Origin of the sequence: Plantibacter lichenum (assembly GCF_050587525.1) — a bacterium.
Lineage (GTDB): Bacteria > Actinomycetota > Actinomycetes > Actinomycetales > Microbacteriaceae > Plantibacter.
On record NZ_JBOBFT010000001.1, the window covers coordinates 146,185 to 161,524 of the forward strand.

Consider the following 15,340-nt stretch of genomic DNA (forward strand, 5'->3'; position numbering starts at 1 on the left):
ACCACGGGTGGGAACCCGCGGCCCGAGGGGCGGCGATCTGCTGGACGCCTCCGTCTACGGCGCGAAGACCACGAGGAGCTGCGGCGCATCCTTCGGATCGGCCGGCGTGAACTCGGCCGGCCGGAAGGCGCGGTACGAGGTCGACGTCGGCACGAGCGTGTCGAGGCGGATCCGGAACGAACTGAGCGACTTGCCGGCCGCGAGGTCCGCCTTCACCCACGCCGTCACATCGACCTGCCGGTGCGTGCCCGTCGACGACGGCGTGCCCGAGATCGGGAACGGAGCCGTCGCGAGCGCAGGACTGGCGAAGTCGGCTGCACTCGGGGCCGCGACTGGCCCGAGGTGCTCGAGCACGATGGGCGCCGCGTTGCCGGACTCGAACTCGGTCAGGTCGAGCACGACCCGCGTGACGTCGCCGGCCCGCGCGGCCGTGAGGTCGAACGAGACGACCGGACGGTACTCCGTGTTGGTCCCGCCGACCCTTGCCGCGTTGCCCACCTGGAGCCGACCGTTGGCGTTGTTCACCTCGGCCGGACCATCTGACCGCGTCGTGGCGTCCTGAGTGGGAACGGACGGGATGGCGACCTGATCCGGGCTCACGAACGCCGTGCCGAGCGGCACCACCGTGCCGCCCACCGTGAACGTGATCGGCAGTTCGACGTCGTACCCGCTGTCGTTCGTGATCGTCACCGGCACCTCGCGCCGCTCATCCGCGGCGAGCGAGACCATCGTCGGATACGCGGACACGGTCACGCCAGGTGCGGTCGGGATGGCGAGCGTGCCCGTCACCGCGTGATCGGTCTGGTTGTGGATCCACACCGAGTGGTGGTTCGCGGTGCCGTCGAACCCGTTCCGGATCACCCGTGACGAGAGGTCGCGGATGATCGTGAGCGGCAGCGGGATCGTCGAGGACACCGTGACGCCGCCCACCTCGAACGAGTACGCCACGGTGAGTTCCTGCCGGTTGCCGATCATGTCGCTCGGGCCGGGGAACATGTCCGAGACGTTGTAGAGACGACCGTCGCCGACCGATGCGGGAACCACGATCGATGTGTCGGGATGGCTTCCCGTGAGCGGCACGTCCGCCGCATCCCAGGTGTCCGGGTACTGCACGGTCCAGTCCACGTCGGTGACGGCCGCGGAGCCCTCGACATCGAAGTACAGCGCGGTCGTCTCGCCCGCCGTGAGCGAGTAGTCCGACGCTCCCGCCGTCACTGCGAGGCCGAACGCCGCCTCGACGAAACCCGCCCAGGCTCGTTGCAGACCCGACGCGTCGACGCCCGTGAGGTTCGTCGCTGCGAGCAGAGCAGGGATGCCTGCGACGATCGGTGCAGCATTCGTCACGGTGTCGGCGGCACGAGTTGCCTCCGAGGCGTCAGCGGCATCGGCGGCCTCAGCAGCAGCACCGACAGGCGTCGCAACAGCGACGAGCGACTGCAGGCCGTCCCGGGCCGCGGCGAGCGCGGTCTGCTCGGGTGAGCCCTCGGTCGCATCCAATCCGGCGAGCGCCGCGAGGATCGCATCGAGCACGGTCTGCGCTTCAGCCACGAGGTTCACGGCACGCGCGGCCGTGGTGGACCCGGCGTCGTTCGTGCCGAACACCCGACCCACTTGGCTCGTGTACGCATCGCCGTCGGCTTTCGTCGGGAGGAAGTAGTGGCCTTCGAACAGTTCGTTCCAGCTGCCGATGATCGACATCTTGAGCGGGTTGCCCGAGGACAGGTTCGTCTGCGGGTGCTCGTCGAGGTACGCCTTCGCCTCACGCAGTGAGTTCCCGAACGCCTCCGGGGTCTTGTCGATCGACCACTTCGGATAGTCGGGATGCACGATGTTGTCCCACCCCTGCGTGATCATCGGGACGTAGTCGACGGCCGGATCCTTGTACTTCGCGTAGTAGTCCCACACGTAGTCGTGGTTGTCGCGGATGAGGTTGTCGTAACTGTTGTCCGCATCGGGCACGCGCTTCATGTCGTGCCAGGCGTAGGCGGTGAAGAAGTCGTAGAGCCCGTCGTAGTCGTGGGCGCTCACGTACTCGCCCGCGAACCCGGGCTGTTGGAGACCGCCGCCGATGAGGACGTCGGGGAATCCTGCGGTCGCGGCTTTCGCCTTGAGCACGTTGACTGCTGCCGTCATCACCGCACGCTCCTGCGGGACCTGGGCGAGCTCGTGCGGATTGAGGTTCGGACGGGTGCCAGTGCTGAAGTCGGTCGTGAACCGTTGCACGTCGTAGATCTCGATGACGGGTTTGCCGTCGATCTTCACGTACGAGGGATCCTGGAACAGCTCCACCCACTTCGTCGTGATCGTGTCCCACTCGGCCGCGCGCACCGTCTCGTACTGCGCCTGCGTCATGTCCTTCGTGCGGAGGGCACCGATGTTGAACGGGCCGCCGTCGATGTAGTTGACCATGAACTGCATGCGCTCCTTCTCGGCCGAGGTGCGGAACAGGTTCATGCCCGTGTGCAGGCCGCCGAGTTCGCCGCCGTCGCCGATCGTGGGGCGCTCGGGGTACCAGTCGAAGACGAAGTAGTCGAGGCCGTTCGCACTGGCATCGACGATTTGCTGATCGATGACGGGCTGCGTGTCGTCGTACCAGCCGTACGTCGGTTCGAGTTCCGGATGGTCCGGGCGCCAGTCGGTCCCGTCGAGGTAATCGAAGTGGAAGTTGTCGCCGCTCCGCCACCCGCTGAAGTAGTTGGCGCCGATGAAGTAGTCATCGCCTGTCGGACCGGGGTGGGCCGCAGGGGTCGTGGTCTCTGCCGCGAGCCCGGTCGCCGCGGAAGCGACTTGCGCTCCTGCGGCGGCGGCCGGGCTGGCGACGGCTGCACTCGCCGTCACCGTGGTCGCCGCGAGGACGGCGATCACTCCGATTGCGAGCGGTGGGGCGAGGGCGGGGAATCTTCGGAACAACGTCATCGTCTGGTCTCCGGTTCGTGTCGCGGCGGCGTGGGGCCGCCGGCCGTACGGCCCCCGCAGCATCGCGGGGGCCGTGCCCACATCGGTGTGGGCCGCCCTCCTCGCAGCGCGAGAGGGCTTTGACAAGTTAAGATGCTAATACCTATACTGACGAGCGACAAGGAAACGATCCGCTGCATTCGACGGTTCGATCCACCCGAGCACGACCGGGCTCCGCACGCCGGAGCGTCACGGTTCACGCTGCACTCGAAGAGGAGAAACAGTGGTTGTTCTGCAGCCCACGGAGGAGGTCGCCTCCGTGCTGGAACGCGTCAGGTCAGCAGGAGACGACACTCCACCAGCCGTCCCCCGCAAGCGACGGATCCCCTGGGGCGTCTACATCGCTCTCGCGCCGCTCGCCCTCACACTCATCGCGTTCCAGTACTTCCCCGCACTCAGCGGCATCTGGCACTCCTTCTGGGACTGGAACCCCGGGTTCACGTCGACGTTCACCGGGTTCGACAACTACATCCGCATGTTCGGCGACAGCCTCTGGTGGCAGTCGTTCGCGAACCTCGGCATCATCTTCGTGTTCAGCGTCGTCTCGTGGATCTTCCCGCTCATCGCCGCGGAACTCCTCGTCTCGCTCAAGAGCCAGCGCGCACAGTTCGTCTACCGGACGCTGCTCATCGTGCCGATGGCGTTCCCCGGCGTCGTGACAGCGCTCGTCTGGTCGTTCCTCTACCAGCCGAACTCGGGCGTCTTCAACGAGATCCTGCGCAGCATCGGCCTCGCCGACCTCGCCCAGAACTGGCTCGGCGACCCCCGCACGGCCCTCCTCGCGCTCCTCTTCATCGGCTTCCCGTTCGTCGCCGGCCTGCCGTTCCTCATCTTCTACTCGACCCTCCAGAACATCCCCAAGGAGATCTTCGAGGCCTGCTCGCTCGACGGCGTGGGCCGCATCCGCCGTTTCTTCACCATCGACGTGCCGCTCATGGCCCGCCAGGTGCAGCTGCTCGTGATCCTCGTCATCATCCAGACGCTGCAGTACGGCTTCGTCGCGTACATCCTGACCCACGGCGGCCCGGACAACGCGACGATGGTCCCCGTCCTCCGCATGATCAACGAGGCCTACGACGGCCAGGCATGGGGCTACGCGGCCGCGCTCTCCACCACCCTCTTCGTCCTCACCGTCGTCCTGAGCGCCATCGTGGCGATCTTCCGTCGCAAGGACTCCACCACCAACATCAAGGGGCTGTGAGCATCGTGACCGCAACCACCATCGAACGCGCCGGATCTGTGCCGGTGCCGCCGCAGTCCACAGCCAGCACCCGCGTGCCGCGCGCCCGCCGCAAGCACACCGGACAGTTCTGGATCTACACGGCCCTGACCGTGCTCGCGACGCTCGGGCTCCTCCCCTACCTCTTCGTCTTCAGCACCTCGCTGAAATCCACGCAGCAGTTCGCGTCCGACTACTGGCTGCCGTCCTGGCCGCTGCACCTCGAGAACTACGCGAAGGCGTGGGGACAGATCCAGCCGTACATGATCACGTCGCTGCTCGTCGCGGCGGCATCGATCGTCGGCATCATCGCCCTCAGCCTCCTCGCGGGCTTCGTCCTCGCCCGCTTCGACTTCCCCGGCCGCACCTTCTTCTTCACGCTGGTCATCGCGCTCATGATGGTGCCGGGCATCGCGAGCCTCATCCCCCTGTTCGTGATGATGCGCGACATGGGCCTGCTCAATACGATCTGGGTGCTCATCATCCCCCACATCGCCGCGGGATCCGTGCTCGGCACCATCCTCATGAAGACGTTCATCGAGGGGATCCCGCAGGAGGTGTTCGATGCTGCGCGGATCGACGGCGCCGGACCCGCCCGCCTGTTCCGCTCGATCATGCTGCCGCTCTCGCTCCCCGTCATCGGCACGGTCTCCCTCATCACGATCATCGGCGTGTGGAACGACTTCTTCTGGCCGCTCCTCACCGTGACGCAGAACGAGCTCAAGACCGTGAGCGTGGGGCTGATCTTCTTCCAGGGGCAGTCCGGGACCGACTTCGGGCCGATGTTCGCCGGCTACCTGCTCGCGAGCCTGCCGCTCCTGCTCCTCTTCACGTTCCTCTCCAAGTACTTCCTCGCGGGGGTGCAGGGCGGGTTGCCCGGGTCGCACTGATCCGGCGTTCGCCACGGCGCTGCATCGCACTGCGCACCACCGCACTGCGCCTCATCGCACCGCCTCGCACCACCTCTCACTTCACCGTCACACCCCATCGCACCACCCAGCATCCACAGCACTCAGCCCAGAAAGGCACACCATGAAACATCGACGTTTCCTCCGAGTGACCCTCGCCGGAGCCATGGCCGCGACGCTCGTCGCCGGCGCGGCCGGTTGCACGAGCCAGCCCGCGGCATCGGGAGACAAGGTGACGATCACCCTCTCCGGACCGAACCAGTGGAACAACGATCCTGCTTCGTTCGGGCCCGCGTGGGAGGACCTCGTGAAGCGGTTCGAGAAGCGCGAACCGAACATCACGGTGAAGACGACGGTCCTGCCGCTCGCGGAGTTCAAGCAGACGCTCGCCACGCAGCTCGCCGCTGGAACTGCGCCCGAGCTGATCTTCGCGCAGACCTCGCACAAGCCCGAGCAGGTGCACTCGCTCGACAAGGAGCTGCAGAAGCCGAACCCGTACGTCGACGGCAACACGAAGTGGATCGACGTCTTCAATCAGGACTACTTCGGTCCCGACGCGACCGCCGCCCGCAACGCAGCGAACAACTACGAGTTCATCCCCTTCAACCTGTACACCTTCGGCATCTACTACAACCAGGACGCCTTCGCGAAGGCCGGCGTGAAGGCAGCGCCCGAGACGCTCGGCGATCTGCTCGACGCCTGCGGGAAGCTCAAGAAGTCCGGCGTCACGCCCCTCGCGTTCGACAACAGCTGGATCTCGCAGAACAGCACCGTGAAGCCGATCATGTCGATGCTCCTCACGAAGTACTTCGACGAGCTGAACCAGTTCGCCGCCGACGGCACTCCCGGAACGGCGACGCAGATCTCGAAGAAGGACTTCGCGAAGGGCATCCTGACGGGCGAGTTCACCACCGAGAACACGCCGGAGATCGCTGCCGGTCTGGAATTGGCCAAGAAGGTCGTCGACGCATGCGCCACGGACAACTGGTCCGGCGTCTCCTCGACCGGAGCAGCCTTCACGGGCGGCCAGGAGTTCCTCGCCGGTGATGCAGCGATGTCGTTCGGCGCGAACTTCTCGGCGACGAACCTCGCCGACGTCGACTGGAAGTGGAGCACGATGCCGTTCCCCACCATCACGAAGCAGGACAGCCCGCTGTCCACCGGTGAGAAGGCGCGCCTCGGTGCGACGATCGGCGGCACCAGCTACATGATCCCGTCCTACATCAAGGGCGCGCAGCTCGACGCGACCATCAAGTTCCTGCAATTCGTCAGCTCCCCCGAAGGCGCCCAGCCGTGGCTCGACAAGACGGGTGGCATCCCATCGCTCGCCGATGCCGCTCCCGCACCCGGCCTCGAAGGCCTCACCTCGGGCGATTGGGCGCTCAGCCCCACCGTCCCGGATCCGCAGTTCATTCCCAAAGCGCAGTCCGGCCAGGGCGTCTACACCGGGTACCTCACCGGCACGAAGACCCTCGACCAGCAGCTGGCCGAGATGAACCAGCAGTGGATCGACACCGCCAAGGAGCTCGCCGTCGACGGTGGGTGGACTGAAGACTGGGCGAAGGGCTGATCACGGCTGTTGCTGTGAGCACCGCCGGCCCGTCGATCATGCGTGATCGACGGGCCGGCGGTGCGCGTGGACGCCGTGCTCGTGTCGGTGTTCCCGGCGCTGGTGCTGGTGTTGGTGCTGGTGTTCCTGTTCCTCGTTCCTGTTCCTGTTCCTGTTCCTCGTGCTTCGTGTGCTTCACCCCGAACCTGATCCCTCCCCGAAAGGCTCGTTATGACCAGCATTGAATCGACCGATGTGCGCGCCGCGGCATCGGCTGCTGCTGCCTCGTCCGCCGCTCCTGCATCGGCATCGCCGGGTGCCGCGGCATCGCATCCCGCTCCCGTGATCACCGAGGGTGGTACGCCCGCCCTGCCGGTGTGGCAGGGGATCCCCGGCGTCGCGCAAACGGCCGACGGCGCGCTCTGGGTCACCTGGTACACGGGCGGGCCGAAGGAGCCGTCGGCGGAGAACGTGGCTGTGCTCGTGCACAGCGTCGACGATGGCGTCACGTGGACGCACGCCTGCACCATCGCTGCGCCCGGTGGTGTGCGCGTGTTCGATCCGAACCTCTGGGTCGATCCCGCAGGGCGCCTCTGGCACCTGTGGAACCAGACCGACGAGTCGATCAACGAGCTCTTCGACGGGGCCGGTGGGGTGTGGGCGCGGCATTCGGTCGAGGCTGTCTCTGCGGGCTCCGGCTCTGCGAGCTCCGGCTCTGCGAGTTCCGGGTCTGCCGGTTCCGGCTCCGCGAGTTCTGTTCCGATGGGAATCGAATGGTCGGTCCCGGCGCGCCTGTCGAACGGTGTCTCGATGAACAAGCCGATCGTGACGGCGGACGGCGACTGGTTGCTCCCCGCGTCGGTCTGGGGTCAGGGCCCGGATCGTGGTCTCGACGAGCCGTCGGACGCGAACGTCTACGCATCGACCGACCGCGGTGAGACCTGGTCGTTCCGTGGTGGTGCGCACGTGCCGGTCGGCATCCGGACGTTCGACGAGCACATGATCGTGGAGCGTCGACCCGGGGAACTGTGGATGGTCATCCGGACGCTCGACGGGCTCGCGGAGTCGTTCTCGCAGGACGGCGGTGCGACGTGGACCCTCGTTCGTCCGAGCGGCTTCAACCCGCACACCTCGAGTCGGGTGTTCTTCTCGCGGCTGCGTGATGGTCGCATCATTCTGGTCCGCAACGATCATGCAACCGAGCGTCACGGCATGCGCATCGACGTCTCATCCGACAACGGTGAGACGTGGTCGACGCTCGGTGTCATCGACTCGCGTGGCACACTCACCTATCCCGATGCGATGGAGCTCGCCGACGGCACGCTCGCCGTCGTCTACGACCGTGAGCGTGGCGCTCTGGGCGAGATCCTGCTGCAGCGCATCCGCCTCGACGGCAGCGCCCCTCTCGCGGACGCCCCACCCACCATCGTCTCCGCCCTCCCCGCCTGACCTCCCGCTCCCCTGCCCCGAACCTCCGTTTTCGTGCAAGAAGTGCCCTCGATACTGGGCGGATTGCACGAAAACGGAGGTTTCGGGGTGGGTGGGAGTTACCGGGCGACCTCGTCGGCGTGGTGCGCGGCGAGGTCGGCGCGGGTTGGCGCGCCCTCCCAATCGCCGACGGTGGAGACGGCACGTTCGCCGAGACGGGCGCCGAGGGCGAGACGATCGGCGATGGACGTGTTCTCGACGAGCGCAGCGAGGTAGCCGCCGACGAACGCGTCGCCGGCGCCGACGGGATCGACGACCGTCACCGGATGGGCTCGCTGCTCGATGAACCCCGTCGGCTCCGTCCACGCGCATGACCCGAGCGCGCCCATCTTGAGCACGACCTCTCGGGGGCCGAGTCGGGCGATCGCGCGGGCGAGCGTCTCTGGGTCGGTGCCGGAGGCGAGGAGCTGCGCTTCGTCGAGTCCCGCGAAGAGCATGTCGACCATCGGGAGCAGTTCGCCGATGACACACGATGCTTCACTATCGGCCCAGAGCGCGCGTCGGTGATTCACGTCGAAGGAGACGAGGATGCCGGCGTTGCGGGCTCGCTCAACGGCGGCGAAGACGACCTCGCGTGCCGTCGGGCTGAGGGCGAGCGTGATGCCGGTGAGGTGCAGGACGGTTGCGCCGTCGAGTGCCGCCGGGCCGAGGTCATCGCTCGACAACTGCGCTCCTGCGGAGTCCCGGCGATGGTACGAGACGCTCCACTGCGAAGCGGATGGTCTCCCTTTCACCATGACGCCGGTCGGATGAGCGGTGAGCGCACGCGCCTGCGTCTCCACGCCTTCCGCACGGAGTTCGCGGAGGATCATCGCGCCGATCGCGTCATCGCCGACGCAGCCGACCCATCGACTCGCGATGCCGAGGCGCGCAAGGGTGATCGCCACGTTCGACTCGGATCCAGCGACCCCGAGCGCGAACTGCTGGCCGCGCATCACCGCGCCCGGGGTTGCAGCGGCGAAGGCGCCCATCGTCTCGCCGGCCGTGACCACGAGAGGGGTCCGTGCGGTTCGCCCGCCGTTCATCGCGAAGCCCTGCTCGTCATTTCGGCGCGGATCGCGCGCAATTCGGCGAGGAGATCCTCCAGCCGGGCCGGTTCGATGCCGAGCCCTCCGCCGATGCCGACCGCAATTGCGCCGGAACGCAGGTAGCTCGCCGCGGTCGCAACCGTGACGCCACCCACGGCGATGAGCGGGATGTGCGGGAGTGGATCGCGAACGAGGGACAGGTAGTCGGGCCCGAACGCTCCGGCGGGGAACACCTTCACGGCGGCGGCACCGTCGTTCCACGACTGCATGATTTCCGATGGCGTCACCGCGCCCGGATAGAAGGCGCGAGCCGTGCCGCGCGTGGACCGGACGACTCGTTTCGCGCGGTTCGGCGAGACGAAGAACTCGGCTCCTGCCGCCGTCGCGGCTTCGAGGATCGCCGGTGTCGTGACCGTGCCCGCGCCGATCTCGACGCCCTCCGGCAGTTCGCGTCGGAGTTCGCGGATCGCGTCGCCTGCTTCGGCGAGCGTGTACGACACCTCGAGCACGCGCACTCCGCCGGCCGCGAGAGCGACCCCGCGCCTCACCGCGTCAGCGACGGTCGTCGACCGGACGATGGCGAGCAACCCGTCCGCGAGCAGTGCGGGGCTGATGGGCGGGCGATCCAGGGCATCCACGGCGACTTCTTCCTCGGCGGCTCGCCCACATCGGCAAGCATTACCAAGTTAACTTACTATGAAGCTGGGCCAGCGTGGCACAAGCTCTCGACCGCCGTAGTGAGGACAGCTTGGAGACCGACATTCGCGAGCGCCCGCCGCTACGCTGAGCATCAAGGGCATCCCACTCATCGAATAGCGACCAACCGCACGACTCATAATCGTGAGGTCGCGGGTTCGAATCCCACTCCTGCTAGCCATCGCGAAATGTCAGACGCTTCGCGGTGCTGGTCCGTGCCCTGCCAGGGACGCTCAAACTCACGCATCTCAACCCCCTTTTTGTGTGGCTCCCAAGGATACCTACCTGTGAGGGAGGGAGCGGCTCGGGACTTCAGGCATACCGCTGACCGGTCCGTGGTGACACCAACCGAACGCAGGACCCCAGGAATCTACCTTGGGTCAGCCGTACTGTGCAGTTCTGTTCATGGCCAGCAGCGTGGGTGTGTGCATGGGACCCGGCCCGCGCGTCGTCCGTCGGCGCGCTCTCACGCCGGCATCCGAAGCGTGATCGGCAAGCTGAACAACCTAAGCGCGCTCGGGTCGTGGTGGCCGAGGGCTTTCACGAGCCCATTGTGTTCACCGTCGGATGTGTAACTGCACGACGTTCCGTTCCAGTGCCCCCTGCGGCATCGAAGAGGATCGCGACTTCATACTGCACGAAGTTTGGGTTTCCTTTCCCGTCACCTGAGATGAGGACGCTGCCGACTTGGATATCGTCGGCGGACGCGAGTAGGTCTTCCAACTCTTCGCCGACGCGGGACTCGAGGCTGTGTGAGGAGGTAAAGAGGGTGGCCTGTCCGGCGTTGTCGTCTCGATCGAACAGGTCGGCGCAGAGTTCGTCCGCGTGCACCTTCCCGACGACGCCCCATTTGGGCGCACGCCCGGCGAAACCGTGTCGCATGGTCACGGCAAGCCAGTTGCCCGCTGAAGCAATGACGTTGCTTCCTGCTGGGAGGTCGCCGGCCTCCGCCAGAGTCACTTCTTCCAGGCCATGTGTGTTGAACATTGTCGTCGCCTTCCTACGTGCGTCAGAGGTGTTGATACCTACAAAGCGCACATGCGGCGATTCTGGGGCGAAGCTGAACTAGCGTGGGACCGGCCCGGGGATACCGTTCTCTATCCAATCGAGCTCTATCTCGCTGAACGCTGCAGCAAAGTGCGGCGTCACACATTCCTTGACCACCGCGTTGTCAGGATGAGCTGACCACTCTGGGCAGGTGATCAGCGCCAGGAACTGCACTGCTGCCGTTTCTGCCGGATTGCCAGGAATTGGGAACGCTGCGAGGAGGCTCTTGCTGAGGACCTTGGACGTAGCGGTTCTGACTAGGACGTCGGTGTCTTCCGGCAATGCAGCATCCAGAGCAACGTCGACAATCTTTTCGCAAGCCAACTGCACGAGATCCTGGCCAAGATCAACGAGGCGGAGGTATCCGATGCACAGCGAACAAATGAAATGCTCTGTGTTGATGAGCCGGACCACTTCATCACGGGTCGCCCTATCGCTGGCCGCATCGAGTAGTTCTTTGTGCAACGAGACGCTGAGCTTGTCGAGCAGTGACTCCAACGGCTCCTTCGCCGTGGCCCACTCGCCAGCAAAGAACCATTCCGCAGTTCGTGAGACAAGGAAGTCCGTCGCTAGAACTGCGAATTCGGGTGTCCCTTCGGCCCTGCGCGCGAGCCTTCTTCTCCGCGCGGTCGCGTCGCGAAGCCGCCTTCTTTCAGGGCCCTCTGAAAACAGCGCTCCGACCCTCGCGCTATGCGGTAGGCCGTGCAGGCGCTTTAGGCAGTCGCACTCGCAATCTTCCCGTGGGGTGGCGATGGAATCTGCGCAGCCGGGTTGGTGTGCCATGGTCTCTCTTTCGTGCGGGAGCATCGTCAGCGTGTGCCGGCGGTCTTCGAGTCGAGGCCCTGGCCAGTCGAGGAAAAATCCTACCGATCGGTATTATTCTAGGGCTTGGCATCCCGCGCACTGGATCGGGTGGGGAATCGGCCGGTTCCGGAGTTATCTCAATTTCACGGCGCGCTTGTGGTTCGCCCCTCAGGAAGCCGAGTCGGGTGTTACGAGGGGATTCGCAATCCAACATTCGTGAGCGTTTGAGCCTCGTAGATGAGTACATCGTTCTCACCTTGAGATTCCATTGCGTCGGCCAGGGAGGGCCGGACTGCGACCGCGCTCTCCCTGTGATCGACCACGACGTGGCGAACGTATGAATCCTTTACGAGTCGCGCGAGTTCAGGGGAGAACCCGTTCTTGAACAGGCAGATCATGTAGGCGTCAGACGTGCCGTACTTCAGTTGCAGGTAGAGATTACTTTCGATGAGTCCTAGGGCGTTCAGGATCTCGATGTATTTCACCAGACGGAAATCGACGAAGTCTTGCTCCTCTTTGACTTTCACGACGGCGAGGTTGACGCGAGCTGCGTGCGATTTTTTCTTCATCCTCACGAACAGCTTTCTGAAGCCATCCGGGCCATAGGTTTCTTCTCCCCATGTTGAGCCGACGTAGACCAGCTCATCGTCGAGCGTCTCCCAATACCCGAGAAAGTGCGCGATGAGTCGTTTGTAGGGCTCGTTCCGCGATCGCCAACTCAGGAGCAGGGTGTAGAACTTCTGTGCGCCTTCCGTGTCGCGAACGCGCACGAGGTCGGCTGCGTCGACCAGGTCAATACCGTCCAAGAAGACACTGCAAATCACCGGGACCACCGCTGACACGTCAGCAATCCTGGAGTTCACCCGCAGCGCGTCAATTCGGCCTTGGATCTCCAGTTCATTCTCAAAAATGTCGAAATCTCTGACTCCGTTTCGAAAACAAAGCCTTCCGACCTCGGTTTGCGCGTGTCGTGGATCGATCAATCCGCTCACACCCGGTTCCATGTTCTCGAGGTACTCGAGTGCAATGTGACGTCGCTCGTCCGAATCGGAGACCGCAAGCAAAGGGTTCTCGGGGTCGTCTTCTACGACCTTGGCGAGGTTCGCAACCTTTGAAAGGTAGTTAGGAACATTCCAGTCTTGGCGGGCATAGCTGCTGGGGACGAGGTAGATCCTCGGCTGCAGAAGGTCTAGATCTTGGCGGGCGACGTCGAAGACTTCACTGAAGCGCCCGACGCGCCCGATCAGATTGCGGAACGCGGACCTTGAAAGATAGCCGAGGCCCCTCTTCGGCGACATCATAATGAGACGATCTGCGGGAGTATTGACCCCTTCGAGAAGGGTTGACGTAGTGACGAGTAGGCGCCCTTCGGTGGCCTTTTCCTCTCGGAAAAGGTTCTCGATGTATTGCCGGAGGACGTCTGGAACCTTTCCGTGGTGAAAGAGCACGCCTGCCCTGATTGCATCTATGAGGCCGTAGCTGGGGTCGATCAGATCTGCGATCGCTTTGATCGCACGAGCTGCCTGAGCGGAGAGTGCGACGCTGCCGTTCACTCTTGCGAGCCGGAGCGCAAGCTCTTGGGCCTCCTTGGGCCGGTTGACGTAGACGAGCGTCCGATGGCCCGACAATGACAGCACCGCGGCGAGCTCGTCCGATGGCACTCGGACGTTGATGGGGATCATCCGATCGAGGAACTGATCGTAGAGCTCCTGCTGACCGCCTAGGGGCGCCATGACGATTCGCTCGGCCTTGACGTGCTCATTTACTGTCTTGCTCTTCGTAGCCGCATCGGCTTGATTCACGTGGTGCAGGTTCTCGGGGGCTGAGATGAAAGGCGTGTAGTACGTCACGGCGAGATCGTCGTTGCGAGATCGCGCTGTGAGAACGGCCTGTGACAATTCGATTGCCCGTGATTCGTCGGGAAGCAGATTGTGCGCTTCATCTACCAGAAGCTGGTTGAGCGCGACTTCAGGCTGCTCAATAAAGAGTCGCTGGAGACGTTCTTGGGTCATCACTGCAATGAACCTGGTCCCACCCGCATAAGCATCTGGATGACTGATCACGCGAACCTTGGAGGCCCGCACGCGATGATCGCTAATCAGTAGCGCGCATGTCTGGGCAATTAGAGCCCGCGAGGGAACAATGATGCACGTTGCGCCATCTAGGTTTGCGACGACCTTCTCAATGAGCATCTCGGACTTCCCATACGAAGTCGGTGCAACGACGATCGCTTGATGTTCCCGAGTGTTGAACGCGCGAAGCTCCATTTGCCCTCGCGTACGAACGATTGTCTTGCCATTCTGCCCAGGCGTCTCGAAGTTCGTTCGATGAGCCGCATAGAACACTTGCGAGAACGACTCGTCAGCAGAGAGCTCCGGGTCTAGCCGCTCAGTCGCCGCCACGATCGGCATCAAGTCGCGTGCCTGCGCGATGGCATGCAGAGGTTCGTAGTCCCGAGTTAGCTCGCCGTATTGAAGAATGATGCGGTAGCCAAGTCGCGAAACAACCTCATCACTGGATCGAGAGAACAGAATCGCGAATCTCAGTAGCTCCGTGAGCTCATCATCCGACAACCGCTCCGCACGGATGAGGGCTTCATAAAGACGCAGAAACTCAGAGTCCTCGAGGTTGGATGCGTGGCGCAGCTTACCAATCGTAAGTTCGACGGGCCTAGGCACGGGCAGCCAGCACGGTTCGGAGGAAGTCCACTACGGTCTCCAATGCTGCCTGCTGAATTACCAGCGCACGCGTCGAGTCGAATCGACCGCTCGTCATGATGGTCTTCACTGCGGCAACAGTTGGGTCCTCCGTGACGACACAGTGATCGAGCTCGTGAAGAACCACGGCAGCAAGCAGAACGTTGGTCGTGATCTTGTTACCTTTGACGATCTGCTTCGAGTCGCTGCGGAGCAGCGCCTTCACCGTGGTCGCCTCGCTAGCGCCGAGGGTCAGTCCCGCGTCAATAATCGCTGTATCCCATCGTGACCGTCGAACATCCCCGTTGAGCTTTCCCGCTATGTCGGCCGCTGCGATTTTGAGGAGAGACTCGGACTTCTCGTCCGCTGACTGTCCATCCACAACCTCTCCAGACTTGACCTCGCCGTACCACAGGGATTGCTTGCTGGACTCGTGAAAGGTCAGATCAAACCCCTTTTTGATGCTGCGCTCTTCCTTGTTGAAGTAGACTGCGGAGCTCGAGAGAGTGGGATGCGCGCCCTCGACCAACACATGCACAACGAGTTCGCCGATCATTCCGATCTTTGTCGTGTGCTCCTTTTTGTCATAGCGCAGCATGAACTCGGTGATCGTGGCCTCGAACGAGTAGTAGTCGGCATCGAGTGCGACTTCCGCGGCGCCGTAACAAAAGGCAGCCAGACGTTTACGCAGTAGCTCTTTCAGTTCGTCCGAGACGTCTTCGAGTATGAGCACGGCGGCATCCCCCGTTGAGACGACGTTGATCCCATCCATGGGGCCCATTATGGTGCTCGGCGCGCGTCAGTCAGCACGGGACGCGTCCTTTCGTGTAGTGGTACCCACAACTGGGTACAGGAATCGTCGCTATCGCTGCGCAGGACGACGTGCAGGAAGGAAAGAGCGGCCCAGAAGTAGAAGGTTGCCTACATCATAAACGGGTCGATTGGTTTTT

12 protein-coding genes are annotated in these 15,340 nt (G+C 63.9%); 5 read left to right on the forward strand and 7 right to left on the reverse strand.

Going from position 1 to position 15,340, the window contains the following annotated elements:
* Window positions 1-54: 54 nt before the first annotated feature.
* Window positions 55-2,916: a glycoside hydrolase family 99-like domain-containing protein gene (locus ACQ3HB_RS00705; protein WP_430916821.1), complete on the reverse strand. Its 2,862-nt coding sequence runs from the start codon at window positions 2,914-2,916 to the stop codon at window positions 55-57.
* 262 nt (window positions 2,917-3,178) lie between these two features.
* On the opposite strand from ACQ3HB_RS00705, the gene ACQ3HB_RS00710 reads away from it, so the two are divergent.
* The 5 genes from ACQ3HB_RS00710 (at window position 3,179) to ACQ3HB_RS00730 (ending at window position 8,080) form a co-directional block, all read left to right on the forward strand.
* Complete coding sequence (locus ACQ3HB_RS00710) at window positions 3,179-4,156, forward strand: carbohydrate ABC transporter permease (RefSeq protein WP_430916823.1); 978 nt, start codon at window positions 3,179-3,181, stop codon at window positions 4,154-4,156.
* Between the two features lie 5 nt (window positions 4,157-4,161).
* Window positions 4,162-5,064 carry a carbohydrate ABC transporter permease gene (locus ACQ3HB_RS00715; RefSeq protein ID WP_430916825.1) on the forward strand — a complete coding sequence of 301 codons (903 nt, stop codon included), beginning with the start codon at window positions 4,162-4,164 and terminating at the stop codon, window positions 5,062-5,064.
* Between the two features lie 142 nt (window positions 5,065-5,206).
* Window positions 5,207-6,652, forward strand: coding sequence for an ABC transporter substrate-binding protein (locus ACQ3HB_RS00720; protein ID WP_430916827.1), 1,446 nt, complete (start codon window positions 5,207-5,209; stop codon window positions 6,650-6,652).
* Between the two features lie 42 nt (window positions 6,653-6,694).
* The gene (locus ACQ3HB_RS00725; RefSeq protein WP_430916829.1) at window positions 6,695-6,841 is read left to right on the forward strand and encodes a hypothetical protein; all 147 of its coding nucleotides are present in this window, start codon (window positions 6,695-6,697) and stop codon (window positions 6,839-6,841) included.
* A gap of 21 nt (window positions 6,842-6,862) precedes the next feature.
* Window positions 6,863-8,080, forward strand: coding sequence for a sialidase family protein (locus ACQ3HB_RS00730; RefSeq protein ID WP_430916831.1), 1,218 nt, complete (start codon window positions 6,863-6,865; stop codon window positions 8,078-8,080).
* Window positions 8,081-8,178: 98 nt separating this feature from the next.
* On the opposite strand, the gene ACQ3HB_RS00735 is transcribed toward ACQ3HB_RS00730, so the two are convergent.
* From ACQ3HB_RS00735 to ACQ3HB_RS00760, 6 genes are all read right to left on the reverse strand, one after another.
* Window positions 8,179-9,144 (reverse strand): sugar kinase, encoded by a 966-nt coding sequence (locus tag ACQ3HB_RS00735; RefSeq protein WP_430916832.1) that lies wholly within the window; start codon window positions 9,142-9,144, stop codon window positions 8,179-8,181.
* Complete coding sequence (locus ACQ3HB_RS00740; protein WP_430916834.1) at window positions 9,141-9,785, reverse strand: bifunctional 4-hydroxy-2-oxoglutarate aldolase/2-dehydro-3-deoxy-phosphogluconate aldolase; 645 nt, start codon at window positions 9,783-9,785, stop codon at window positions 9,141-9,143. Before ACQ3HB_RS00740 ends, ACQ3HB_RS00735 begins: the two co-directional genes overlap by 4 nt.
* Before the next feature lie 598 nt (window positions 9,786-10,383).
* Window positions 10,384-10,830 carry a hypothetical protein gene (locus tag ACQ3HB_RS00745; RefSeq protein WP_430916836.1) on the reverse strand — a complete coding sequence of 149 codons (447 nt, stop codon included), beginning with the start codon at window positions 10,828-10,830 and terminating at the stop codon, window positions 10,384-10,386.
* Window positions 10,831-10,908: 78 nt separating this feature from the next.
* Complete coding sequence (locus tag ACQ3HB_RS00750; RefSeq protein ID WP_430916837.1) at window positions 10,909-11,388, reverse strand: hypothetical protein; 480 nt, start codon at window positions 11,386-11,388, stop codon at window positions 10,909-10,911.
* Window positions 11,389-11,882: 494 nt separating this feature from the next.
* The gene (locus tag ACQ3HB_RS00755; protein WP_430916839.1) at window positions 11,883-14,372 is read right to left on the reverse strand and encodes a DEAD/DEAH box helicase; all 2,490 of its coding nucleotides are present in this window, start codon (window positions 14,370-14,372) and stop codon (window positions 11,883-11,885) included.
* Window positions 14,365-15,162 (reverse strand): Hachiman antiphage defense system protein HamA, encoded by a 798-nt coding sequence (locus ACQ3HB_RS00760; RefSeq protein WP_430916841.1) that lies wholly within the window; start codon window positions 15,160-15,162, stop codon window positions 14,365-14,367. Before ACQ3HB_RS00760 ends, ACQ3HB_RS00755 begins: the two co-directional genes overlap by 8 nt.
* Between the last annotated feature and the right edge of the window lie 178 nt (window positions 15,163-15,340).